Source organism: Rhizobium sp. BK376, assembly GCF_004341625.1.
In the GTDB taxonomy this organism is placed as follows: Bacteria; Pseudomonadota; Alphaproteobacteria; order Rhizobiales; family Rhizobiaceae; genus Rhizobium.
Map to the genome: position 1 here is coordinate 131316 of NZ_SLZG01000006.1, position 24728 is coordinate 156043.

General features: G+C 60.3%; 24 protein-coding genes. 7 read left to right on the plus strand and 17 right to left on the minus strand.

Features of this window, described 5'->3' with window-relative positions; all coding sequences use genetic code 11:
• Positions 1 to 178: 178 nt before the first annotated feature.
• The 3 genes from EV561_RS16990 (at position 179) to EV561_RS17000 (ending at position 3075) form a co-directional block, all read left to right on the plus strand.
• Positions 179 to 1153: a TRAP transporter substrate-binding protein gene (locus EV561_RS16990; RefSeq protein ID WP_132523478.1), complete on the plus strand. Its 975-nt coding sequence runs from the start codon at positions 179 to 181 to the stop codon at positions 1151 to 1153.
• A gap of 72 nt (positions 1154 to 1225) precedes the next feature.
• Positions 1226 to 1804, plus strand: coding sequence for a TRAP transporter small permease (locus EV561_RS16995; RefSeq protein ID WP_132523479.1), 579 nt, complete (start codon positions 1226 to 1228; stop codon positions 1802 to 1804).
• Positions 1795 to 3075, plus strand: a complete 1281-nt coding sequence (locus tag EV561_RS17000) for a TRAP transporter large permease (RefSeq protein ID WP_132523480.1) — start codon at positions 1795 to 1797, stop codon at positions 3073 to 3075. Before EV561_RS16995 ends, EV561_RS17000 begins: the two co-directional genes overlap by 10 nt.
• A 75-nt stretch (positions 3076 to 3150) precedes the next feature.
• Here EV561_RS17000 and EV561_RS17005 read toward each other — a convergent pair whose 3' ends face one another.
• The gene (locus EV561_RS17005) at positions 3151 to 4047 is read right to left on the minus strand and encodes a DMT family transporter (RefSeq protein WP_132523481.1); all 897 of its coding nucleotides are present in this window, start codon (positions 4045 to 4047) and stop codon (positions 3151 to 3153) included.
• Between the two features lie 83 nt (positions 4048 to 4130).
• Between EV561_RS17005 and EV561_RS17010 the strand changes: the two genes are divergently transcribed.
• Complete coding sequence (locus EV561_RS17010) at positions 4131 to 5060, plus strand: LysR family transcriptional regulator (RefSeq protein WP_132523482.1); 930 nt, start codon at positions 4131 to 4133, stop codon at positions 5058 to 5060.
• Positions 5061 to 5124: 64 nt separating this feature from the next.
• Here EV561_RS17010 and EV561_RS17015 read toward each other — a convergent pair whose 3' ends face one another.
• From EV561_RS17015 to EV561_RS17040, 6 genes are all read right to left on the minus strand, one after another.
• On the minus strand, positions 5125 to 5826 hold the full coding sequence (locus EV561_RS17015; RefSeq protein ID WP_132523483.1) for an FCD domain-containing protein: 702 nt from the start codon (positions 5824 to 5826) through the stop codon (positions 5125 to 5127).
• A gap of 127 nt (positions 5827 to 5953) precedes the next feature.
• The gene (locus EV561_RS17020) at positions 5954 to 7687 is read right to left on the minus strand and encodes an iron ABC transporter permease (RefSeq protein ID WP_245512697.1); all 1734 of its coding nucleotides are present in this window, start codon (positions 7685 to 7687) and stop codon (positions 5954 to 5956) included.
• 230 nt (positions 7688 to 7917) lie between these two features.
• Complete coding sequence (locus tag EV561_RS17025; protein WP_132523485.1) at positions 7918 to 8964, minus strand: extracellular solute-binding protein; 1047 nt, start codon at positions 8962 to 8964, stop codon at positions 7918 to 7920.
• A 14-nt stretch (positions 8965 to 8978) separates the two neighbouring features.
• Positions 8979 to 10043 (minus strand): ABC transporter ATP-binding protein, encoded by a 1065-nt coding sequence (locus tag EV561_RS17030; protein ID WP_132523486.1) that lies wholly within the window; start codon positions 10041 to 10043, stop codon positions 8979 to 8981.
• Between the two features lie 136 nt (positions 10044 to 10179).
• Complete coding sequence (locus EV561_RS17035; RefSeq protein ID WP_132523487.1) at positions 10180 to 10719, minus strand: chromate transporter; 540 nt, start codon at positions 10717 to 10719, stop codon at positions 10180 to 10182.
• Positions 10706 to 11314, minus strand: coding sequence for a chromate transporter (locus EV561_RS17040; protein ID WP_165927829.1), 609 nt, complete (start codon positions 11312 to 11314; stop codon positions 10706 to 10708). The genes EV561_RS17035 and EV561_RS17040 overlap by 14 nt, the downstream gene beginning before the upstream one ends.
• Positions 11315 to 11417: 103 nt before the next feature.
• Between EV561_RS17040 and EV561_RS17045 the strand changes: the two genes are divergently transcribed.
• Positions 11418 to 12089, plus strand: a complete 672-nt coding sequence (locus EV561_RS17045; protein WP_132523489.1) for an FCD domain-containing protein — start codon at positions 11418 to 11420, stop codon at positions 12087 to 12089.
• A 92-nt stretch (positions 12090 to 12181) separates the two neighbouring features.
• On the opposite strand, the gene EV561_RS17050 is transcribed toward EV561_RS17045, so the two are convergent.
• Both EV561_RS17050 and EV561_RS17055 read right to left on the minus strand, forming a co-directional pair.
• Positions 12182 to 13255 (minus strand): tartrate dehydrogenase, encoded by a 1074-nt coding sequence (locus EV561_RS17050; RefSeq protein ID WP_132523490.1) that lies wholly within the window; start codon positions 13253 to 13255, stop codon positions 12182 to 12184.
• A gap of 36 nt (positions 13256 to 13291) precedes the next feature.
• Positions 13292 to 14329 (minus strand): 4-hydroxythreonine-4-phosphate dehydrogenase PdxA, encoded by a 1038-nt coding sequence (locus tag EV561_RS17055; protein ID WP_132523491.1) that lies wholly within the window; start codon positions 14327 to 14329, stop codon positions 13292 to 13294.
• A 137-nt stretch (positions 14330 to 14466) separates the two neighbouring features.
• Between EV561_RS17055 and EV561_RS17060 the strand changes: the two genes are divergently transcribed.
• On the plus strand, positions 14467 to 15429 hold the full coding sequence (locus tag EV561_RS17060) for an alpha/beta hydrolase (RefSeq protein ID WP_245512698.1): 963 nt from the start codon (positions 14467 to 14469) through the stop codon (positions 15427 to 15429).
• A gap of 160 nt (positions 15430 to 15589) precedes the next feature.
• Here EV561_RS17060 and EV561_RS17065 read toward each other — a convergent pair whose 3' ends face one another.
• From EV561_RS17065 to EV561_RS17100, 8 genes are all read right to left on the minus strand, one after another.
• Entirely contained in the window at positions 15590 to 16660 is a 1071-nt protein-coding gene (locus EV561_RS17065) for an isocitrate/isopropylmalate dehydrogenase family protein (RefSeq protein WP_207910550.1), read from the minus strand.
• A 14-nt stretch (positions 16661 to 16674) separates the two neighbouring features.
• Positions 16675 to 18027 (minus strand): MmgE/PrpD family protein, encoded by a 1353-nt coding sequence (locus tag EV561_RS17070; RefSeq protein WP_132523492.1) that lies wholly within the window; start codon positions 18025 to 18027, stop codon positions 16675 to 16677.
• 95 nt (positions 18028 to 18122) lie between these two features.
• Positions 18123 to 18878, minus strand: a complete 756-nt coding sequence (locus EV561_RS17075; protein ID WP_132523493.1) for an SDR family oxidoreductase — start codon at positions 18876 to 18878, stop codon at positions 18123 to 18125.
• Positions 18875 to 20254, minus strand: coding sequence for an MmgE/PrpD family protein (locus EV561_RS17080; RefSeq protein WP_132523494.1), 1380 nt, complete (start codon positions 20252 to 20254; stop codon positions 18875 to 18877). The genes EV561_RS17075 and EV561_RS17080 overlap by 4 nt, the downstream gene beginning before the upstream one ends.
• Positions 20251 to 21771, minus strand: coding sequence for a tripartite tricarboxylate transporter permease (locus EV561_RS17085; RefSeq protein ID WP_132523495.1), 1521 nt, complete (start codon positions 21769 to 21771; stop codon positions 20251 to 20253). Before EV561_RS17085 ends, EV561_RS17080 begins: the two co-directional genes overlap by 4 nt.
• Before the next feature lie 10 nt (positions 21772 to 21781).
• The gene (locus EV561_RS17090; protein WP_132523496.1) at positions 21782 to 22267 is read right to left on the minus strand and encodes a tripartite tricarboxylate transporter TctB family protein; all 486 of its coding nucleotides are present in this window, start codon (positions 22265 to 22267) and stop codon (positions 21782 to 21784) included.
• Between the two features lie 58 nt (positions 22268 to 22325).
• Positions 22326 to 23288: a tripartite tricarboxylate transporter substrate binding protein gene (locus EV561_RS17095; RefSeq protein ID WP_132523497.1), complete on the minus strand. Its 963-nt coding sequence runs from the start codon at positions 23286 to 23288 to the stop codon at positions 22326 to 22328.
• A gap of 44 nt (positions 23289 to 23332) precedes the next feature.
• On the minus strand, positions 23333 to 23986 hold the full coding sequence (locus EV561_RS17100; protein WP_165927830.1) for an FCD domain-containing protein: 654 nt from the start codon (positions 23984 to 23986) through the stop codon (positions 23333 to 23335).
• Positions 23987 to 24174: 188 nt separating this feature from the next.
• On the opposite strand from EV561_RS17100, the gene EV561_RS17105 reads away from it, so the two are divergent.
• Positions 24175 to 24726 (plus strand): chromate transporter, encoded by a 552-nt coding sequence (locus EV561_RS17105; RefSeq protein ID WP_132523499.1) that lies wholly within the window; start codon positions 24175 to 24177, stop codon positions 24724 to 24726.
• The last annotated feature ends 2 nt before the right edge of the window (positions 24727 to 24728 follow it).

The following is a 24728-nucleotide window of genomic DNA, read 5'->3' on the forward strand; positions in this document are numbered from 1 at the left end:
ATAGACCGCGTAGCGGGAGTTCCGCCGAACCCGATTTCAAGGGTTCGGGCGGCTGATCGCAACTAGCCGCGCCGATCCTATCCTTTCGATCATCATTGCAGCATTCCAACCGGCCGCCTGCCTCGCTGGGCGCGGAGGGGTCGGGTCATGTCTTTTCATAGGGAAAGGGGAACCATCCATGTTTCGCAATACACTCCTGAGCACTGCGTTTGCCGGCCTTCTGGCCCTCGGCGCATTTACCGCCGCAGAAGCACGTCCGCTGCGTTCGGCCGACGTTCAGCCGCCGGATTATCCGACCGTCAAGGCCGTGCAGTATCTGAGCGATGAGCTCGGCAAGGCAACCGATGGCAAGTACACGATCAAGGTGTTCCCGAACTCCGAGCTCGGCTCCGAGAAGGACACGATCGAACAGGTCAAGCTCGGCGCGCTCGATTTCATCCGCGTCAATGCCGGCACGCTGAACACCATCTGCCCGGCCATGATGGTCCCGGTCCTGCCTTTCATGTTCCATGACCAGGCACAGATGCGCACCGTTCTCGACGGCCCGATCGGCGACCAGATCCTCAGCGATTGCGATGCGCACGGCCTCGTCGGCCTCGCCTTCTACGATTCTGGTTCGCGTTCCTTCTACACGACCAAGCCGGTTCGCAAGCTCGAAGACCTGAAGGGTATGAAGATCCGCGTCCAGCAGTCGGATGTCTGGGTCGCCATGATGAAGGCACTCGGCGCCAACGCTACGCCGATGGCAACGGGCGAAGTCTTCACCGGCCTCAAGACCGGCCTGATCGACGGCGCAGAAAACAACTGGTCCAGCTTCTACAACTTCCACCACTTCGAGATCGCCAAGTATTACGAGCTCAGCGAACACTCCATGTCTCCTGACGTGCTGCTGATGTCGAAGCATCTCTATGACAGCATGTCGCCGGACGAGCAGCAGCTGATCCGCAAGCTCGCCAAGCAGTCCGTCACCTACATGCGCCAGCAGTGGGACGCGATGGAAGCGACCTCGAAGGCGAAGGTCACGGCAGCCGGCGTCGAAGTGATCACGCTCGACAAGGCACCCTTCGAGCAGGCGATGAAGCCGATCTACGATCAGTTCGTCACCGACCCCAAGCTGCAGGACATGATCAAGCAGATCAAGGCCACGAAGTAATCCTGCCCGCCGGGGTCGCACACAAGCGGCCCCGGCTTTTCCTCTTCTCTCAGTCTATTCGAGGAGAAAGCTATGGTCGCGCATGCGCATGTCACGCCCGATGGGGCCAGCATTGAATCCGGCGAGATCCGTACGACCGTCAATACAACAGGCGCCCTCGGTGTCTATTTCGCCATTCACGCGTGGCTTTCCAAGATCTGCCTCATGGTCGCGGTGGCAGGCACGCTGCTGATCGTCGCTGCGGTGCTCTACCAGATCTTCGGACGTTACATTCTCAATGACTCGCCGGCCTGGACCGAAATCTTCGCGCTGGTGCTGATGCTCTACGTGACCTGCTTTGCCGCCGCCGTCGGCGTGCGCGATGGTCGCCACATCGGCATGGATTCGCTGCTGAAGCTGGCGCCGCCCTTCTTTCATCTCTGCGCCGAGATCATCGTCTATCTCGGGATGATCGCCTTCGGCCTCGCCATGGCCTGGAGCGGCGGTGAGCTTGCCATGGAAATGGCCGCCTATATCAATCCCGGCCTGCCGATCTCGCAAGCATGGAGCTACGTGCCGCTGGTCGTCGGCGGCCTGCTGATCGCCCTCTTCGCAGTCGAGCGGATCGTTGCTGCCGTCCTGCATATCAAGGTTATCCCGTCATGGCACTGATCCTTCTTTGCGCCACCTTCATCGTCGGGCTGCTGCTCGGCATGCCGGTCATTTTCGCGATCGGGCTGTCGTCCATTGCGACCGTGCTTTACGAAGGCCTGCCGCTCGCCGTCGTTTTCCAGCGCATGGCGTCCGGCATGAGCACCTTCTCGTTCCTGACCATTCCGTTCTTCATCTTCACCGGCGAGTTGATGATGTATGGCGGCATTGCAGACCGCCTCATCCGCTGCTCGAAGGCGATGGTCGGCCATGTGCGGGGTGGTCTCGGCATGACCAACGTCGTCGCCTGCACCATGTTCGGCGGCGTCTCCGGCTCGCCGGTCGCCGACGTCTCGGCCATGGGCTCGGCGCTGATCCCGCTGATGAAGCGCGAAGGCATCGATTCCGACTATGCCGTCAACGTCACCACCTATTCGTCGCTCGTCGGCGCGCTGATGCCGACCAGCCACAACATGATCATCTATTCGCTGGCCGCCGGCGGCGTCGTATCGATGAACGCGCTGATCATGGCCGGCGCCGTACCTGCGCTCATCCTCACCATCGCCAACGTGCTGACGGCCTATTTCGTCGCTCGTTCGCGCGGCTATGCCCGCGGCGAGTTTCCGGGCTGGGAAGAGGTCTTCCGTAGCCTTGCCTCGGCAGTGCCGGGCCTTTTCATCATTGTGATCATCGTCGGCGGCATTCTCTCCGGCGTCTTCACGGCCGCCGAAGCCGGTGCAGTCGCGGTTCTCTACGCACTGCTGCTGACTATCTTTGTCTATCGCAGCCTGTCGCTCGACAACTTCCTGAAGGCGGTCGCAAAGGCCACGAAGACGACGGGTGTTGTCCTGCTGCTGATCGGCATTTCGACGATGTTTGGCTACCTGATGAGCATCTACGGTGTCGCCGACATGGTGGGCGATGCGCTGAGCGATATTTCCAGCCAGCCCTGGGTGATCTTCATCCTGGTCAATATCGCGCTCTTCATCTTCGGCATCTTCCTGGACATGGCGGCCCACATCCTGGTCTGCACGCCGATCTTCCTGCCGATCGTCACGCATTACGGCATGGACCCGGTCCAGTTCGGCATCATCGTACTCTTGAACTCCACCATCGGCCTCAACACCCCACCTGTCGGCGCTGCCTTCTACCTCGGCTGCGCAATCGGCGAAGTGCCGGTCAGCAAGGTCGTCCGTTCGATCTGGCCATTCATGGTGGCACTCTGGACGACACTGATGATCGTGACCCTCATCCCTGGCGTGTCCATGTTCGTTCAGAACCTGTTCCACTGAGATGCGAAGCCCAATGATACGAAGCCGCCCGACAAGGGCGGTTTCTTGTTTTGTGAGAGCCTGAACTCGCTACGGTTACCTGCGGCGCATCACATTGACGACGACGACTCCGAGAATCGCCATGGCGCCGCCGATCGCGCCAATCAGCGAAGGGGTTTCGCCCAGCCACAGGAAACCGACCAGCGTTGCTGTTGGCGGCACGCCGTAGAGGAAGTTGGTGGCACGCGCAGCGGACAGCCGCTTCAAGGCGATCGCCCAGGTCACATAGCCGATCGCTGTCGGAAAGATTACCAGATAGGCGACGCTCCAGTTCACGATCGCCGGCGCTGCAATGAGCGCCTTGACGGTCGTGGGAACCGCGGGGAAAAGCGGAACCGAACCGATCAGCAGAACCCAGGCGGTGACGGTCAGCGCCGGCATGCGGCCAAGAACCGGCTTCTGAAGCACGCTTGCGACCGCGGAACAAAGGGCAGCGCCGAGGATCAGGACGGCATTGGGATCAAGCCCGAACCCGCCATCCGCACCAACTGCAATCAGGGCAACGCCGCCGAAGGACACGGCTGTGCCGAACCATCCCCAGTGGCCGAAGCGCTCTCCAAGGACAAAAGTCGCGATCAACGCGGTGAAAACAGGCATCGTATTGATAATGAAGCTCGCAGGCCCGGCCGGCACGGTTTGCTCGCCGGTATTGAGGAGAACGGCGTAAGCTGCGATGAACAGAACCGCGGCGACCGAAATGCGCAGAAAATCCTGCCTGCTTGGCGCAATCCATCGGAACGCCAGATAGCCAAAGGCAATGAGACCGGCCGTCACATAACGCGCGGTCGCAAGTTCAACCGGCGTCAAAGGCCCGAGGCAGACACGGATGACGACGAATGACGAGGCCCAGAAGACGATCGTCACGACGATTGCCAAAAAGGCCACGACGTCAAATCTGCTTTTTGCCCCGGTATCACCGGTTATTGCGGTCATGCTCTCCTCCCACCCGTTTGGAAAGCTGAATAGGCGTTCGGCTACGGCTTGAAAAGCACCGCAATCAGTGATCTGATGTGCCTATGGTTCACAGCTCGCAAAGCCTGCCGCCACTCGATACGCTCGAGACCTTCGCCCGTGCCGCACGCCTCGGTTCCTTTTCGGCGGCGGCGGAGGAAGGCGGCATCACCCATGGCGCGGTCTCCCGGCAGATATCTCGGCTGGAGCGCTGGCTGGGTTTGCGGCTCTTTGCGCGACAGGCCCGTGGCGTCAGCCTTACCCCGGAGGGCATCCGCTTTTTCGCCCGTACGCAAGAGGCGCTTGCCCTGCTCGGCGACACGGATGAGCGCTGGATCCCCCGTCGGCACAAGACGACGGTTCGTCTTTCGCTGATACCGTCCGTGGCTTCCCTCTGGCTCTTCTCCCGACTGCCTGATCTCGAAGGCGATGACATTCATCTCGATCTCCTGCTCGAACACCGGCTGGCGGAGTTCAGCGAGGGAACGGACCTTGCGATCCGTTGCGGAAAGGGACCCTGGGCCGGCGTGCGCGCAGTGGCCCTGTGGCACGAGAAATCGTTTCCGGTTGCGGCTCCCTCGATAGCGAAGCGGCTCGGGCAGGGCTGCGATGCACGATCGCTGCTAACGATGCCGATCCTGCACGATTCAAATATCGAGGGCTGGCGCCGCTGGCTTGCGGCCGAGGATGTCGAGTATCTGCCTCGCGGCCAGGATCGCCGCTTCGAAGACTACAATCTCGTTATCGATGCCTGTATCCAGGGCGTCGGCATTGCCTTGGCGCGGCCTCCGCTTTCGGATGCAGCGCTTGCGTCCGGCCGCCTTGTCCCGGTTTCTGACCGGACCCTGGACTACCACGTGGCATTTCACCTTGTCCGGCCTGACGGCGCCCTGAGCGGGCCGGCGATGGAACTTGCTCGGCGGCTCCTCGTGGAAGCAGGGCATGACGAGACGGCAATCGCTGCCTTTACGGCGCCGGCCAGGGCAAGAGCATAGGTTTTCGAAGGCTCAGGATGCCAAGGAAGGTTGGAGTGTTCCGACCAGTCGCCGATGACTGCGCTTAGGCGGGATGACGTGCCCAGGCTGCCCGGCGCGTGCGAACCGTGCCGTTGGCGATATGCGCATAGCCCGCCGCAAAGGCGCGCTGTTCGTCATGCGCTTTGACGGCGTCGAGGATCTCTCGATGCTCGGCATTGGACGTGTTCAAGACATCGCCGCTGGCGAGCGCCCTGTAGCGCTGAATATGGAGCTCGCGCGCAAGCCCGAGATACATTTGTGCCAGGCGCCGGTTGCCGCAAAGCGTCGTCAGCTCCGAATGGAAGGCGAGATTGACTGGATAATACTCGCTGACCTCCCCCATCTCTGCGATCTGATCCATGCGGTCGACGAGGCCGGCAAGCGTTGCAATACCACTCTCGCCGGCATTCTTTGCCACGCCCATGACGATGCAGGCAAAGAGATAGGCCCGCGCTTCGGAGACTTCGCGGGCCTCCTCGTCGCTGAGTTCCCTGACGAAGAAGCCCCGGTTCGGGATGACCTGAATGAGGCCTAGCGCGGCCAACGCGCTGCAGGCCTCGCGGATGGGGCCGCGGCTGACCTTCAGGCGTTGCGCAAGGGCGTTCTCATTGATCCGCTCGTTCGGGGTGAACTCGCCTTCCACGATCATCCGCTCGATCTCCGTCTGGACTGCGTTCGCCAGGGAACGCGTCCTGAGGAAGTCGATAGGCGAAAGCCCGGGTGTCTTTTCGGTGCCGTTCGTCATGAGCCGTAGATCCGTCGTGAAGTTTATCGCGCGGCTTAACCCAACTTCCCTATATCCGGCAAGCCGGCAACGCCTTGGGCCATTCCGCAATCAAAGGTTATATTCCTCCGTCCAACGCCTTGCTGCCTCAAACACCGCTGTTCTTCGGTCCGGAGCCGCCAAGGACCGGGATCTTGTTGGCGATGAAGACAACGCCGAAGGAAACGATCAGAAGCAGGATGCCGAGAACCGAGATCGCGCCGTAGTCACCACTTTCGTTCAGGTCGTAGATGATGACCGAGACGAGCTTGGTCGGAGCCGTGGTCAGAAGGATCGTCGCCGACAGTTCGCGAATGGTGCCGATGAAGACGAAGCACCAGGCCGCGATGATGCTGGTTCGCAGGAGCGGCGCCGTGATCTGCCACAGGCTGCGCAAGCGTGTCGCGCCGAGGATGCGGCTTGCCTCTTCCAATTCAGGATGCACGCCGTGGAACGATGCGGAAAGCTGCTGATAGCCTGCCGGCAGTTCCAGCGTCAGGAAGGCGATCAGCAAAATCCACAAGGTTCCGTAGAGATGGAAAGTCGTATTGGCATAGGCAAGGAACAATCCGACACCGAGCACGATCCCCGGCACGGCGATCGGGGCCATGGCAAGCACTCCGAGCCACGAGGAATATCTCACCGCCCGGCGTGCCACCAGATATGCCACGACAAGCGCGATACCAGTGCCGATCGTCGCCGTCAAAATCCCGACGATAAAGGTGTTCCAGATCGCAAGCCGTGTACTTGAAAGCTCGAACAGCACGAATTCGAAATTGTGGAAGGTCAGCGAGCTCCAGGAGAGCGGCTCGGAAATATTATGCGTCAGCGCGACCTTCAGCAGAGCGAGGTAGGGAAAAATGATGGTCACGCAGAGGATCACCAGCACGAACAGTCCGGCCAGCCACTTCCACCCGCCCAGCTCGACTCGCCGCGGCACGCCGCTCTTGCCGCCGACGACAGTGTAGCCACGGCGGCCGAGCAGCCACTTCTGCAGCCAGAGCAGGAACATTGTCACGATCAACAGCGGCACGGCGCTGGCCGCGGCGAGATCAAGCCTCGGGGGGAATTGGAAATAGCTCCAGATCTTCGTCGTCAGAACATGGAAGCCAGCCGGCAGCGCCAGGATAGCCGGAGAGCCGAACATGGTGAAGGCCTGGACGATTGCGATCAACGAGCCGGCGAGCATGGACGGCAGCACCATCGGCAGCGTCACGCGCCAGAGCGTCGTTCCCGGCTTTCCGCCAAGGATTGCGGACGCTTCCTCCAGATCCGACGGCACCTTGTCGAAGGCATTCGCGACAAGTGTGAACACGAAGGGAAAGGAATAGCAGGTGATCGTGAACACAAGACCGGTGAAGGTGTAGATGTTGAACAGCGCTTCCGACTGATCGAGGCCGAAGGCCCAGCGATAGATATTGTTGAGAATGCCGCTGTTGGGCGCAGCCAGCATCGCCCAGGCAATCGCCCCCAGGAAAGGCGGCGTCACGAAGGAAGCGGTGACGAGGCTGCGAATGAGCTTTTGCCCGGGCATATCGGTGCGCGCGACCAGCCAAGCGAGCGGCGTTGCGACCAGGCAGGAAAAGAAGCCGACGCAGGCGGCCATCGCCACCGAAATCGAAAAGGCTTTGCGGATCGTTGGATCGGAAAAGAGCCGGATGAAATTTGCGAGAGTCGGCGATCCGCTCTTGGTGGTAAAAGCGTAATAGCCGAGCCAGAAAAGCGGCAAGATGACAAGCACGCACAGGACAAGCGCCAGAAAGATAAAGAGCGGCGTCGACAGATCGAACCTGACGAGGCGCTGCTTTTTAGAGGTCGCAGCAGAGAGTGCGAGGTTTGTCACCGTTTCACCTTTGGTGGTTTGCGCGTTCATCCGAGACATTGCTTGCCGATCCGAATTTTCGCGGAACATCATCGGCAGGGCCGATCGGTTCCGACACAGGGTCAGTGGCTGCTAGTGAGTACCAGGCACCGGGAAGTCGGGCGCAGTGTCGCAGGATGCGTTTCTTCCCGGGCCTGATCTCGATGGACCTTGGGGAAGGCGCCGCCTGAAGCAGACGCCTCCCCTAGAGGTCACGTTCCGAAATACTGCTCGTATTTCTGCTTGATGTCCTCGACGGCATCGCGAACAGCCGAGGGGTCGGACTCGATGATCTTGATCTGCGACAGCGGCGTGCGGGTCGACTTTTCCTTCACGTCGGGACGCACGGAGCGTAATCCGCCGATATCGTCGTTAAGCTGCTGTGCCTGCTGCGAGAACATGAACGAATAGAAGAGTTTCGCAGCATTCGGGTGCGGAGCGTATTTGAGAATGGCCGCATTGCCGTAGGCGATGGATGTGCCTTCCGGCGGATAGATTGCCTTGATCGGCACGCCCTTGTCCTGAAGAATGAAGACATTGTACTCGTTGCCGTCAGCTTCGATCGGACGCTCGCCCTGGGCCAGCACCTTCGGCGGCTCGGTCGAGGACTGGACCTGCATCACGCTCTGCTGGCCAAGTTTCTGGAAATAGTCCCAGCCGAGCAGCTGGCTGAGCGCGTAGGTCGCCGTCATGACGTTGCCGCTATAGCCGGGATGCGACTTGACGAGCTTGCCCTTGTATTTGGGATCCAACAGGTCCTTCCAGGTCTTGGGCGCATCCTCTGCCTTTACCAGGTCCGTACGATAGGCCATGACCGTAAGCGTCGCGCGGAAGGCAGCGTACATCCCGTCGGGATCGCGATCCTTTTCCGGCCAGAGCTTGGCAACATCTTCCGGAACGGCCGGCATCAGCCAATCCTGATCCTTGAAGACCAAGAAGTTCGATGCGTCAGACGTCTCGATGACGTCGGCATTGTGAATGCCGCTCGAATATTCCTGCCCGATACGCTGATAGACGCGCTCGGAACCGGCGCGCTCGACCTGCACCTTCATGCCCGGATATTTCTTCTCGAATGCCTCGCCAAGCTTTTCGGCGACCTGAACGTCGGTTGAGGTGTAGTAGACGACCAGCCCCTCCTTCGTGGCCGCACTCACCAGATCCGGCGTCGCCTGGTATGGTTCGGGCGCTGCCGCCCAGACGGCATGCCCCCATCCCAGTGACGCGATAACTGCAACAGCTGCAATCCTCATTCTCGTCATGTCATTCTCCTCCCTTAATGTACGAGCGCCCGACAACGATCAGGCGGGCAGTGAAGCCAGACTTGCTGGTTTTCCGGGATCGCGACGCTGACGGGCGCAATCGCGCGCACGGTCTCGCCGCTTGGCAGACTGATCAGGTAATCGCGGTGCGAGCCGAGATAGACCTGGCGCGCGACTTTGCCGGTCGCCCAGTTGTTGGGATCGCCAGCGGGCTTCTCAGCTGTCAGATGCATGTCGTGATGGCGTACCGAGACCGCCACCTCGTCGTTGCCCTCAAACTCGCCGCTGCCGCAATCGAGGATCAGGCCACCGCAGTCGACGCTCCTGTCACCGACGCGCTTACCCCTGAAGATGTTCGATCCGCCGATGAACTGGGCCACGAATTCGGACCGCGGCCGCTCATAGATGTCTTCCGGCGAGCCAGCCTGCTCGATATTGCCCTGCTTCATCACGACGATGAGGTTGGCAGCGGTCATGGCCTCGGTCTGGTCATGCGTCACATAAACGGTCGTGTAGCGGAATTCGTCGTGCAGACGACGGATTTCGAAACGCATCTCTTCGCGCAGGTTCGCATCCAGATTGGAGAGCGGCTCGTCGAGGAGGAGCGTTTCGGGCTCGACCACCAGCGCACGCGCCAGCGACACGCGCTGCTGCTGGCCGCCCGACAATTCGGACGGATAGCGGGCTGCAAGATTGGCAAGCTTGGTTGCCTGCAGAATGCGATTGGTGCGCGTTTCGATCTCGGCCTTGCCGAGCTTACGCAGCTTCAAGCCGTAAGCGACGTTTTCGGCGACGGTCATGTGTGGCCAGAGCGCGTAGCTCTGGAAGATCATCGACATGTTGCGCGCTTCCGGCGGCTCGCTGCCAGACGCCGATGACATGACCCGGCCTCCGACCCTGATCTGTCCATCTGATGGTTTGATGAAGCCGGCAACGAGGCGAAGCGTGGTTGTCTTGCCGCACCCCGAAGGGCCGAGCAAGCAAACGAGGGTTCCCTTTTCTATGGCAAGATCGACGCCGTTGACCGCCGTCATGGCACCATAGCGCTTGGTAAGCTTATTTAGCTCCACAAAGGTCATCGTTCCTCCCGAACCTTTCTGCAGGCAGCGCGGCCTGACATAACTCATGGTCGATTGTTTTCAGAAAATTGTCAACAGTTAACTAAACGGTCACGTAAGAATGATTTAATCTATTGGGCAAGCGGTCATCGATGGATCACCCGGCAACTAGAGCAAGACCACAAAACAACAGGGATCCCGCCCCCATCAGCGCCAGGGCTCCGAGCCGCAGCCTCTGCGCGGCAACCGCAATGACCAGCGCGACAATCCAGGCGATCCAGCCACCCCTTGCATTGCTCAGCAGGAAATAGGCACTGGAGAGCACGAGAGCGGCGGCAAGCGGCGACAGACCGTAAATCAGGGCGCGCTGCCAGATCGCGTTGGGCCTGCTATGCCAGAGATGCGCGACGATCAGAATGAGTAGAGACGAGGGCGCGAAGATGGCAATTGTCGCGACAATGGCGCCCGCCAGGCCATCAATCTTCCAGCCGATCAGCGTCACGATCAACGTGCCCGGGCCGGGCGCAACTCGTGAGATGGCAAAGATGTCCAGAAACCCCTGCTTGGTCAGCCAATGAGATTGGTCGACGACAACAGCCTGCAATTCGCCGAGGATCGAGGCGCCGCCGCCGATCGCCAGAAGCGAGAGCGGAGCAAATGTCAGACAGAGCGCGATCAGCAGATTATCGTCCTTCACGCCAGGCCCTCAGGAAACCGATACCGATGCCAACAGGCGCCAGAACGCCGACAAGCGCGATTGCGGAGAAATGGAAGACGCCGCCGGCCAGGGCTGCTATGAAAAGCACGCCGGAAAACCAGTCGCGATAGGCATGGCGGGCGGCGCGATACCCCACCGACAGCGAGAGACCCGCAGCAGCCGTCGCAAGACCGGCAAGCAACGCGCCGATGACAGGATTGGCGCTCAGCCGTAAAAGCGACCCGCCGATAAGTACGATGATAACGGCCGGCGGCACGACCACGGCGGCCAGCGCGACAAGCGCCCCGGCGATCCCGCGCTGCTGGTAGCCCAGCCAAAGCGCCAGGTTGGCGATATTGACGCCAGGCATCGCCTGGCTGACCGCAAGACCGGAAAGGAACTCGTCTTCGCTCAACCAGCGTCTGGCAACGACAAGCTCCGCATGCAGCATGCCATTGACGCCGTTGCCGATGCTTGTCACCCCGAGCTTGGTGAAGACGATGAGAAGGGTCCAAAGGCTGGGCGCTCCACCCTGCGGCGCATTATCTCTCGCCGTTCGCCCCGTCTCGTTCTCGATTTCAACCGAGATTTGCACAGAATCCGACTCCGTGGGAAAATGCGTCTCGCGCTCACCCGGCCCAGACTGGAACCGCGAGGGTTTGTTGACAGTTGCCAGTAAATGATGGATTGGCCTTTTCATGAACACTGAGCTCGAATTTTTAAAGAAGCATTCGCTAAGCAGCCTGGTCCGCCGCGAGTTGGAAAAACTGATCCTCTCGGGTGAATTCGCGCCGGGTGAAAGGCTGAACGAATATGCGCTCGCCGCGCGCTTTTCCGTGAGCCGGGGTCCGGTTCGCGAGGCCTGCCGCGCGCTTGCGGAAAAAGGCCTGCTCGACCTTATTCCCAATCGCGGCGTGTTCATGCGGACGATAGATGAAAGCAATGCGGCGGCTCTCTATGACGTCCGCGCGGGCATCTTTGCCTCCGCCGTCCGCCTGCTGGCGACCAAGATCACGCCCGAGCAACTGGCTGTGCTGGACGGGTTGCTGCAAGGCATGGACAAGGCGGCCGCCACGCAGTCGCTCGACGAATACTATCCGCTCAACCTGGAATTCCACGACTCCCTGATGCGTTTTGCCGGCAACAGCCGCCTGCACAGCCTTTACGGCGAGCTGATCCGGGAGCTGCATCTCTTTCGCGAACGAGCGCTGCTTCACGATGGCGGTCTTGCCGTATCGAATGCCGAGCACCGCCGGATTGTTGCAGCCCTGCGGGCGCGGGACCCGGCCGCCGCTACGGAGGAAGCGTTCAATCACGTGCTGAGCGGCAAGGTGCGTATGGCTATACCGGATACGCACGCGCCGAAATAACGGCGTCGTTGGCATTACAACCTCTCTCCTCCGCATAGGGACACGCAACTTTTGCCGGATTGGAACGGCTCAAATTGCGTGCCCCGTCGTCATTAGAGCGCGCTTGCGATAGCCGCTCCACATTCCTTCGTATTCGCCGAACCGCCGAGATCGCGTGTTCGCAGCGATGGGTCTGCCAGAACCTTCTCGATTGCCGCGACGATGGCAGCCGCCGCCTCGGGATGACCGAGATGGTCGAGCATCATCGCAGCCGACCAGATCTGGCCGACCGGATTGGCGATGCCCTTGCCGGCGATATCAGGGGCCGAGCCATGCACCGGCTCGAAGAGCGACGGGAACTTGCGTTCCGGATTGATGTTGGCGCTCGGCGCAATGCCGATTGTCCCGGTGCAGGCAGGGCCGAGATCGGACAGGATATCGCCGAACAGATTGGACGCGACGACGACGTCGAACCAATCCGGATGCAGCACGAACTGCGCCGTCAGAATGTCGATGTGATATTTGTCCCAGGTGACATCGGGATAGGATTTGGCCATCTCCACGACACGTTCGTCCCAATAGGGCATGCTGATCGAGATGCCGTTCGACTTTGTCGCCGAGGTCAGATGCTTGCGGTTTCGCGTCGCCGCCAGCTCGAACGCAAACTTGAGCACGCGATCGACGCCGATACGCGTCATCACGGTTTCCTGAACGACGACCTCCCGCTCCGTTCCCGGGAAGATGCGGCCGCCGATGGACGAATATTCGCCTTCGGTGTTTTCACGCACGACCCAGAAATCGATGTCGCCAGGCGCGCGACCCGCAAGCGGGCTCGGCACACCCGGCATCAGCCGGACTGGCCGGAGGTTCACGTACTGGTCGAACTCGCGCCGGAACTGCAGAAGAGAGCCCCATAGCGAAATATGGTCGGGAACAGTGTCCGGCCAGCCGACCGCGCCGAAAAAGATCGCGTCATGCGAGCCGATCTTTTCCTTCCAGTCGTCGGGCAGCATTTTGCCGTGGCTGAGATAGTAGTCTTGGGAGGCGAAATCGAACCAGTCGAACTGCATCGCAATGTCAAAGCGCGCCGCTACCTTTTCCAGAACGCGCACGCCCTCGGGAACGACTTCCTTGCCGATCCCATCACCGGGGATGACTGCGATGCGAAAGCTGTTGGATTGTGACATCGATGCTTGTCCAAGGATTTCAGTTGAATGGAAATGCTAGTTTGCCGCTGCGTTTCGCTTGCGTCCCGCAAGCTGCGCTGCAAGACGCACCGCGCTCTCAAGGGCGCCGGTAGAGGCGACACCCTTGCCGACGATATCGAAGGCGGTTCCATGCGCGGGCGTCGTGAAAACGGTGTCGAGACCGGCGGTAACCGTCACGCCGCGATTAAAGCCGCGGAGCTTCGTCGCGATCTGTCCCTGGTCGTGATACATCGCAACAACGCTGTCATACTCGCCGGCAAATGCCTTGATGTAGACGGTGTCCGATGGAAACGGACCCTTGCAATCGATGCCGGTTTCGGCAGCAGCGCGAACGGCTGGACCGATCAGGTCGATCTCCTCCCGGCCGAAAAGCCCGTTTTCCCCGGCATGGGGATTGAGGGCTGCAACTGCAATGCGGGGATTTTCGATGCCTGCGAGCTGCATCGTGCGGTTTACCAGTTCGATCGCCTCGATGATGCTGTCGTGTGTGATCATGTCGAGCGCCGTGCGCAGCGAGACATGCGAGGTGACGCGCGACATCCACTGCCCGTCGAGCACATTCATCTCCGAGAAATAGCCTTTGTGCTCCAGGAGATGGGCAAACATCTTGTGCTCGTCGGGGAACTTCCAGCCCCCGGCATGCAGAGCCGCCTTATTCAGCGGCGCAAAAGTAATCGCTTCGAATTTCCCCTCGAGCGACTGCCGTATGGCTGCCGCCAACGTATCGCCCGTCAGCTTCCCGGATTCCGGTGAAACTTCCCCACGCGGGAGCGTTTGCGGATCAATATTGCCGAGATCGATGACAGGTGTCTCCGGCGCGGTCCAATCGATCTCGGCCGCATCCGCCACCTTTTTCACCGACAGATGCACGCCGGCGTCGCGCGCGCCCATTTCCAGCACGCGCAGATCACCGAATACCGCAATGCGCGCAACATCCGTCAGGCGGCGATCGGACACCACGCGGGCGACCAGCTCCGGACCGATCCCGGTCATGTCACCCAAGAGAAGCGCAAGTCGAGGAAGTGTAGTTGGGGCGTAAGATGTGCTCGCCATGAAATGATCCCTACAGAAGGACGGCTTCGAACTCGTCTTCTGGAATGTTGAGGCGAACGAATAAAAAGTCAACTGAAAACTGTTGACAATTTTCAAGAGGACGACGACGATACCTCTGCCATCTCGTGGAGGAACGCATGGTAGATCAGATTCAGACCGCGATGCCGTCGGAAATGCCGGCTCTCGAAACCAACCATAAAAGCCTCATGGAAGGCTTCTCCTATCGCCGCATCAAGACCCGCGGCGCGGAGATCAATGTCGCGATGGCCGGCAACGGTCCACCGCTGCTGCTCATTCACGGAAATCCTCTGACGCATGTCAGCTGGCACTGCATCGCGCCGTCGCTGGCAAAGAGCTTTACCGTCGTTGCCATGGATATCAGGGGTTACGGCGACAGCTCGAAGCCAGATGGCGGGCCTGACCATGCCGCCTATTCCTTCCGCGCGATGGGCGAAGATGCCTTCGATGTCATGACCGAGCTGGGCTTCGAAAAATTTGCCCTCGCCGGTCATGATCGCGGCGCCCGCGTCGGCTTTCGAATGGCTCTCGATGAGCCAAACAGAGTGACCCGCTTCTGCGCTCTCGACATCATCCCGACCTACCACCTGCTGACGAACGTTACGCTCGGCTGGGGGCTGGAGAGCTATCACTGGTTCTTCATGGCACAGAAGGAGCCCTTCCCCGAGAAGCTCATCTGCGCCGATCTCGACTATTACATCAACTACAAGCTCAACAAGAAGGGCGTCGGCCTGCAGATCTTCACGCCCGAGGCGTTCAAGGAATATGCGCGCTGCACGACGCCGGAACAGATCCACGCCGTCTGCGAGGATTATCGGGCAACCGTCACCCTCGATCTCGCGCTTGATACCGAGGATTTCGGCAAGAAGAAGATCCAGTGCCCTGTCCTGGTCCTTTGGGGCAGCAACAGCCATGTTGGCCGCCACCTGAAGCCGATCGAGGCCTGGTCTCCCTGGGCCCCCGATCTTAGAGGGTGGGCAATCCCGACCGGCCACTACCCGGCCGAACATCGACCGGATCTGGTCTATGACGCCTTCTGGTCGTTCTTCACCGGCAAGGAACCGAAACCCTATCAGGAGTAGCAGCGGCATCCTGTCCCTTTGCGGGAGACCGTTGCAACATGCGGGTGTCCAAAAGACACCCATAAAGAAGAAGAGCGGCGCGGGACAATCAATCCCGCGCCGCTCTGTTTTTCCTGCCGGGATCGCCGAGGGAACGAGCGATCCCGGCAAGGTCAATATTTCAGGCCCCACCCGAAACTATCTGCGATCTGATCGCCGCACCCATCTGGCTCGTCGACGCCGTGCCGCCGAGATCGGGGGTGACCTGATCCCGGGTCTCGATCACGTGATCGGTTGCCCGCTTGATCAGTTCTGCAGCGGCCACCGCTTTGGGCTCCTGCTTCTTCCGGCCGAGCCAGTCGAGCAGCATCGCGCCGGAAATGATCATGGCGAAGGGATTGGCGATGCCCTTACCGGCGATATCAGGTGCCGAGCCATGAGTCGCCTGCGCCATTGCCAGGTTAGGCCCGGCGCAAAGTCCGGGCGCCATGCCGAGACCGCCGACGAGACCGGCCGCTTCGTCGGAGAGAATGTCGCCGAACATGTTTGTCGTGACCACGACGTCATACTGCTGCGGCTTCATTGCCAGCCGCATCGCAAACGTGTCGACCATGGTTTCCTGATATTCGACTTCAGGGAATTCCGCGGCGACCCTGCGGCACTCTTCTGCGAACATGCCGCAGCCGAGCTTGAAGACAGTGTCCTTGTGAACAGCCGTCAGCTTCTTCCGCCGGGCCTGGGCGAGTTCGAAGGCGGCGCGAGCCACCTTCGAAGAGCCCTGCCGGGTGATGACGCGAACCGAGATCGTCATGTCCTCGCTCGGACGGAACTCTCCCGACCCTGCAACGACGTTACGATCCGGCTGAAATCCCTCGTTGTTCTCCCGGACGATGACGAGATCGACGTCCTGGTGAACGCAAGGCAGGCTCCTGTAGGAGCGCGCCGGACGGATATTGGCGTAAAGATCGAAATGCTTGCGCAGGATGGGATGCGGGTTTATGGCCGCCGGATTTTTCGGATAGGCCTGATGGCCGATCGGTCCGAGCACCCAGCCATCCAGCTTGGACAGGCGATCCAGCGTATCGCCGGGCATGCTCGTGCCGAGTTCGTCATAGGCCTTGCGACCGATGGGCAGGTTTTCCCATTCTATGCCGAGCCCCACTCTCTCGGCCGCTGCCCGCATGACAGCCACCGTCTCCGGAACGATCTCGTGGCCGATATCGTCACCATTGAGAACACCAATCTTCAGCATCAGACTGCCCTCGCCTAATTCTTCTTCGAGAGGTTTGCGCCGGTGCGGGCAATCTCGCCAACATCCGAAAGACCTTCCAATGCCCAGCAAAGCTGAATGAGCTTGGCCGTAACATCTGCGCCAACGACCGGCTCGGACAGATGGGTGAACTTGGCTTCAAGATCGGCGTCGCTCATCGGCCGCTCCAGGCTGCCGATCGCGTGTGCGACGTGCTTTTCGATGATGGTGCCGTCACGCTTCGTCAGACGGATCTTTACTTCGTCTTCGCGAATGCTGGAGCTTGCCGAGGCAGTGATGCGATCACGCAGCGCAATGACTTCAGGGTTGGCGACCACGGCGTCATCGTATTCCGTTTCGCCGGCAGCGCCATGGATGATGGCGACTGCGCAGGAGTGATAGACGCTGAACTTGCCTTCGAGGCCGGTGCGCGGCGTCTTCTTGCCTGTCAGTTCCAGAACCAGCGGGTGAACTTCGAGCTCGATCGAGGCGATATCCTCGGCGACCAAGCCGTTCTCGTTGCGCAGCTGGACGCAGCCGTCAATCGACGGATGGATGACGATGCCGCAGGCAAAGGGCTTGTAAGTGTTGAGGCTGATTTCGAAATGATCGCCAAGTCCTTCGGTAATCTCGCCGAAATTCCGGGCCGTCGACATGACATGGGCAAAGCCGCGCGGAGCTTCGATCACGCGGTCGGAGCTGGTGAAATTGCGCTTTGCGAGAAGCGCTGCCGTCAGACCATTCTGAGCGGCACGGCCGGGGTGGAAGCTCTTGCACATGGTGCCGAACATCTCGCGGAAGCCGGAAGATTGTGTGCCGGCGATACCGAGCGCCCAGACCATCTGCTGTTCGTTCAGGCCCAGGAGCTTGCCGGCTGCGGCAGCTGCGCCGAAGACGCCGGCGGTGCCGGTGATGTGCCAGCCGATATCGTAGTGGGCGGGATAGACGGCATTGCCGATCCGGCATTCCGTTTCGACGCCGAGAATGAAGGCATGCAGGAAATCAACGCCGGATACCGGCTGATGTTCGGCCAGCGCCAGGATCGCAGCCGCCACCGGACCGGCCGGGTGGATGATCGTCTTCAGATGCGTGTCGTCGAAATCGAAGACGTGTCCGGAAATGCCGTTCAGCAGCGCAGCATTCAGGATATCGACACGCTCGCTACGGCCAAGCACCGTCGCCTGCTCCTGACCGAAGAAGGCGCCGAGCGCGTCGACCGTCCGATCGAGAGTCGGATGGATCGAACCGCCGACGGCACATCCGAGCCAGTTCAGGAATGAACGCAAAGCCTCGCGCTTGACGGCGGCCGGGACATCTTCCGGCTTGGCTTCGACAATATAGCGCGCAAGAATTCGTGTCACTTCAGTCATGGATTTTCCTCTGCAGAGAATTTCAAACAAGGGTCAAGTGGCCGGCGTTTGCGCCAGCAACGATAAGGGTCGAATGGTGCAGCTGCGGACAGCCGTTACGGCATGAAGACGCCGCCGTTGGCGTGGATCGTCTGGCCGGTGATGTAGCGGGCGTCGGGGCTTGCCAGGAATTCGACAAGCGCTGCGATTTCACTGGGTTTTCCGCGACGCCCGACCAGCGGATTGTGCACGGCGTGATGGCTGGGCTCGGCGGCGGCCGAACGTCCGCGCACGGTGCCGATCATGCCCGGAACCACACAGTTTACAGTAATGCCGTCGGATGCCAGATCATGAGCAAGCGCGCGCGTCAGCCCGACAAGGCCAGTCTTGGCAGTCACCACATGGGCGCGGTTGGCGGCGCCCGTGTGCGCCGACATGCCGCCGATGTTGATGATCGCCGCATTGTCGGATTTCGAAAGCGCCGGCTGTGCTGCCTTTGACATCAGGAAGGCGCCGTCGAGAATAATGGAAAGCACCTCCCGCCATTCCTGAAAGCTGAGTTCAGCAAAGGGCGTCTCGCGGCGCACCGCCGCATTATTGACGAGGCAATCGATCCTTCCGAAGGCATCGAGTGCGCCCGATACAATCGCGGCAGCCCCCTCTTCGGACGAGACGTCACCCTGAACGACCGTTGCCTTGCCGCCAGCCGAGCGTATTTCTTCTGCAACGCCCTCGGCCTCGCCGACCGAACTCAGCGTATTCACGACGATTGCCGCGCCCTCGGATGCAAGCCGCAATGCGATCTCGCGGCCGATGTTGCGGGCGGCACCGGTGACGACAGCAACACGGCCCTCAAGATTCCGCTCCGTCACAGCGCGTACTCCTTGAAACCGTTGACATCCTTGCTCCCGAAAATCGTATGGGAGAGCGCCAGAAAGGCTTCTGCTGTTTCACGCTTCCAGCCGCCGTAAATCGCGTTGTCGGTGAATTTCTCTTCGATTTCCGCAATGGTCAGCGGCGCATGCTTTCCGCCCCTCATGTGGGGCTGACGGATCTCGATCTCGCTTCCGTCCTTGAGATGCGCCTTGAGCTGGCCGGTGAAATTCGTCGGATATTCGTCGTTCGGATCGATGACGTAGCTGATCTTCGAAGCAAGCTCCCGTACCGCCGGGTCGAAAATCCGCTCCTCGGTGAATTGCGCAAGGCCAGCCTTGCGATCGATGAAGCCCAGCGCCATGCAGATCGGAGTCGAGAACTTGGCTGCATAGGTCGTCTGGGGGGCGTGCTTGGAAGCGAGCGGCTCCCAGAGGCGATGCACAGTGCCCTCGCCCACCTGGCAAACGATCGTTTCAATGTCCGAGGCTGCGATGCCGCGCTCTGCGAGCTGGATTGCGCAGTCGATAAACGGCTGGGTCATGGTTCCGCAGGCATAGGGCTTGAAGGCGATCGTCTCCATTACCCACTCCTGGCCGAGAGTATCCAGCACCGGCGAGAAATCCGGCGCCCTCGACGGAGCAAATGCCTGGAAGAACCCATGCGTGCCCTCGAACACCGATCGCGGTCCGAGGAAGCCGCCGCGAGCGAGCAGTGCTGCGCGGATGCCTGATTGCGCGGCGTTGCCGGCATGCATGCGCTTGGTCCACGTGCCTTCGGCCAGATATTCGATGATCCCTGCCGCCATGCTGCCGGCGATGCCGATCGCAGAAACCGTGCGCTTTTCGTCGAGGCCCAGTGCAGCGGACACGGCAGCAGCAGCGGCAACCGTCCCGATCACTGCAGTCGGATGAAAGCCGGCCTTGTGGATCGCCTTTGGCGCCACCAGGCTTAGACGGCACAGCAGTTCGACACCGACCACGATTCCTTTGAGGAGAGCTTCGCCTCCCAGGCCTTCGCGTTGGCAGGCTGCCAGAACTGCAGGAACGATAACGGCGCCGGAGTGCACCGGGCCACCTTCGAAGGTATCGTCGTAATCCTCGCCATGTGCTGCGGTGCCGTTAATAAGGGCAGCGCTGAAGCTGTCGAAGCCGCCCTCGTGGCCGATGGCTGTCGCCAGTCCCGGTTCGGCAGCGCCGACGCAGGAGGTCACATATTCCTCGCCGCGTGCGGCGACCGCCAGGCCGGCAACGTCGACAACAAGCATTCGGGCGATTTCGCGCGACTTGGGAGAGACGCGGGAAACATTGAGATTCACGATCCAATGGGCCAGTGCCTCGGCGACCGTGTCTTTGATGGGGCTATGCTGGTTCACGAGTGGCCTTTCACGATATGAGAATTTGATGCGCCCTGGGCTGCCTTTCCGCGTGCGCGGAAGTGACCAACGATAGAGCCTATGACGAAGATTGCCGCGACCCCGAGAAGACCCGCTGAAATCGGGTCGGTCAGGAAGGTCGAGTAGTCACCGGCGGACAGAACAAGGGCGCGGCGGAAATTGGATTCGATCAGGAAGCCTAGGACGACACCAAGCACCATCGGCAGGAAAGGTAGGCGGAAGTAGCGCATGGCATAGCCCAGCGCACCGAAGCAGAGCGCCACGCCGACCTGAAACAGGCTGTATTCGATGGCGTAAACACCAGAGACGAGCAGCGCGAAGATGAAGGCCATGAGATAGGATTTGGGCCTGTTCACCAGCCAGATGCAGGGCGGCATGAAGGCATAGCCGACGACCCAGAGCGCAACGACACTGATGCCGAGACCGACATAGAGGTCGAACACGATATCCGCGTGCTGCACGAAGAGCATCGGGCCGGGGATGAGATCCTGGATCAGGAAGCCGCCAAGCAGAACGGCCGTCGAATTCGTTCCGGGAATTCCAAGCCCGAGCAGCGGTATCAACGCGGTTTTTGAAACCGTGGTATTGGCGGTCTCCGGAGCGGCGATGCCTTCCGGCGCGCCATGGCCGAACTCATCCTTATAGCGGGACCAGCGGCGAGCCTCGTTATAGGAAAGGAAGGCAGCTACCGTGCCGCCTGCACCTGGAGTGACGCCTTCGATGGTGCCGACGATCATGCCGATCAGCTGCGCCGGCCAGATTCGCTTCCATATGGCGGCGCTCGGAAACTTGATCTTGGCAGCACCCGCGTCGGCCTTGTCCCAGGCCGGCTCACTGGCACTGGTCATCAGCTCGCTCAGCGCATAGAGGCCGACGAGAACGAGGATCGGCGGAATGCCGGAAAGCAGTTCCGGGCTGCCGAAGGTGAAGCGGTTGAGGCCCGTCACCGGATCGGTTCCGACCGCAGCGATCATCAATCCCAACACCGCGGCCATCAGGCCCTTGATCAGGTTTTCTCCTGCAAGCGAGCCGATGACACTGATGCCGAGGATGCCGAGCGCGAAATAGGACGCGGGATGAAACGAGAGCGCCAGCCGCGAGAGCGGCTCGGTCAGGAGGACGAGAACAGCCAGGCCGAAGATACCGCCGAGAATACCGGAATAAAGCGATATCCCGAGGGCTTCGCCCGCACGCCCCTGCTGCTTCATCGCAAAGCCGTCAAGAACCGTGGCTGCGGCTGCGTTGGTTCCCGGCGTACGGATCAGGATGGCGGGAATGGAACCACCATACTCGGCGCCAAAATAGGCCGAAGCGAGCAGCACGATCGCCATGGACGGCTGCATGCCATAGGTGAAAGGCAAAAGAAGTGCCATTGTGATCGAGGCGGCGATGCCGGGCATGGAGCTTCCGACAACGCCCCAGGCAACGCCGGCAAATGCGGCGATGATGATGCCCGGTGTTGTGAGAACGTCAAACAAATGGGAAAGAGTAGACATGATACGCCCCTCAGATCAGTGAGGGCCACAGCCCGGCGGGCTGGGGAACCTGAAGAATTTCGACAAAAATGATCCAGAAGGCCACGCCGCCGCAGGCCGCGATCGGGATCGCCCAGCGGTTCAGGCGGCCTTCCATGTAGCAGATGATAGCCAGCAGCAGCAGGGCGATGGAGACGATGTAGCCGAGCCACGGCAGCACCGCCACATAGACGACACCGATCGCCAGCATGCCGATGGCGCGCAGCGCGGCATAGAGATCGCTCTTTTCAGCGCTCTTTGCCGCGCCGACAACCGCCTGGATGCCGCCGCCGCGGCCAAGCATCGTGTTGATGATCAGAAGAATGGACAGTATCCCAAGGGCGATCGCGTAGTTGAGCGGAAGGCCCTGCGGACCAACCGCATCAGCAAGCGTGCTTTGCGGTATCGCCGCTGCAACACTGTAATAGGCAATGGCAAGTGCGAGCATAAGCACGCCGCACGCAAGGTCACGTTTCATCCTACGGGAGCCCTTTGATCAATTGGAAGTGCGTGGGAGGGCCGTTAGGCCCTCCGGCTTACTTGATGACGCCGGATGCCTTCAGGAAGGCCTGGGTGTCGTCGCCGAATTTATTGATGAAGGAAACGTACTCGTCGTGCTTCATGAAGCCCGGCTCGAGGTCGTTTTCCGTATAGATCTTCTTGTATTTCGGGTCTTCGAGAAGCTTCGGGATGGCATCTTCCCATGCTGCAATCACAGCCGGAGACATGTTTTTCGGACCAGCCAGACCGCGGAACTTCACGGCTGCAACGTCGATGCCCTGCTCCTTGGCAGTCTTGACGTCAGGGAACAGCGACAGGCGGTGATCGCCGAGGACCGCCAGCATTCTGATCTTGCCTGCATCGAGCTGCGCGCGAATTTCTCCGATCTCGCCAACGCCGATGTCGAGCGTGCCGTTCAGGACGCTGATCTGCATGTCGCCGCCGCCTTCAAAGGTGACAATCGAGGCGTTGACGCCAGTCTTCTGCTTCATCTGCTCCAGGAGCTGACGCTCGAGAGAGGCCGGGTTGGCGGCGCCCCACTTGCCACGGCCTTCCTTTGCGGCGGCGATGACATCGGGAAGCGTCTGGAACTTCGAATCGACCGAGGTGTAGACGACTTCAGGATCGTAGAAGACGTTTACCAGCGGCTCCATATCCTTGTAGCTCGCATCCGGCTTGCTGAGCAGCGAGGTGTAGATATAGGTCGGCGTCGTCGCATAGAGCCAGCTGCCGTCGGTCGGAGACGATGCGACCGTCGACATCGCCTTTGCGCCGCTGCCGCCCGTCACGTTCTCGACGATCAGCTTCGGCGAAAGATAGTGCTGCAGATACGGCAGCATCTCGCGAAGGAAAACGTCGCTACCGCCGCCGGGGCTGGAGTGCGTGACCATCTTGATCAGCGGTGCCGGATATTTCTCCTGCGCCAAAACAGCGCCTGCCGGCAATATGGCCAATGCGGCAGCAATACAGATTGCCTTGATACCAAATGTCTTGTTCATGCGATTTTTCCTCCCATCGCATTCGAACCAATGATTGATGTTGACTAGCCTTCGGTTCCCGATCGACGGGGGTCTTTGCCTTCGGCATGCAACATGCGTTCTTTTCCGTTCTGGACGTGCTCGAAGGCAGTCCTGAACGCCATCTCAGCGTCGCGGGCACGGAATGCCGCGATAATATTCCGATGTTCCAGATTTGATTTGTGAAGACCGCCGCCGTGCAGCAGTCCACGGGCTCGAAACAGATGCAGTTCCTTGATGAGTGCGGCGTAGTCGGTCACCAGCCGCTTGTTCATCGAGGCTTTCAGGATCAATTGGTGGAAGTTAAGGTTTACGTGATAATAATCTTCAAGCAGTTCCTTCTCGGCGAGGCTGTCCATCTCGTCCAGCATCTCCTCGAGGGTATTCAAGTCGTCTGTCGATATGCGCTGCGCCGCAAGCCTGGCAGCAAGCCCGAACAATGCGGCGCGAACCTCGTAAGCATCGGCCGCCTCTTCTTCGCTGACGCTTCTAACGAAGACGCCGCGATTGGGAATTAGCTCCAGCAGTCCAGTCTCCGCGAGTGCGCGGCACGCCTCGCGTATCGGCCCCCGGCTCACCTGAAATCGGGTCGCCAGGGTATTTTCGTTCAGCCGCTCCCCGCTTGCGAAATGTCCCGACAAAACCAGCTGCTCGATCTCATGCTTGAGAACGCTGGTCATTGACTGAAATCGCAAAACGTCGAGGTCCGGTGTCTTCATGACGAGAAGGATTAGATCGTAGTCTGTAAATTGTCAACGATTTTCGATTTACATATTTTCACTTCGAATGCATAAATTCTTGGACGTGCCAGCGACATCAGAAGCTGCTATCGAAGCCTTCCAACACATCCCGAAAATCGGATCCGCTGATGGAGAATCAACAAGACCGGCCCACCGCCTGGGGCCTCTTTTTCATCTTCGCCCGCATTGGGCTTACCAGTTTCGGCGGAGGTCTTAGCGGCTGGTTCATGCGGGAATTCGTCGACCGCCGGCAGCTGATATCCCGCGATGAATTTCTGAACGGCCTCGCGCTGTCGCAGGCGCTGCCCGGGGTCAACGTCAAGAACCTGGCGATCTGGATCGGTTATCGCGTGTGCGGACGATGGGGAGCGGTTGCCGGCTTCTTCGGGACGATCGCGCCTTCGGCGATCTTCATCATTCTGCTTGCCACCGTCTTCGCATCGCTGACGAAGTTCACTCTGACCGAAATGCTGCTTGAGGGTGCTGGCGCGGCGGCAATCGGCCTGTCCCTGTCGATGGGATTCATTGCCTGCCGGCATCTGCCGCGAAAACTCTTTCCCCTGGGGCTCGCCGCTGCGACCTTCGTGTCGATCGGCATTCTTCACTGGTCGCTCGTCTACACAGTCATTGTCGGCGGCGCAGTTGGGTTTGCCCATTCCTACTTCTCCGAAGGAGCCTGACG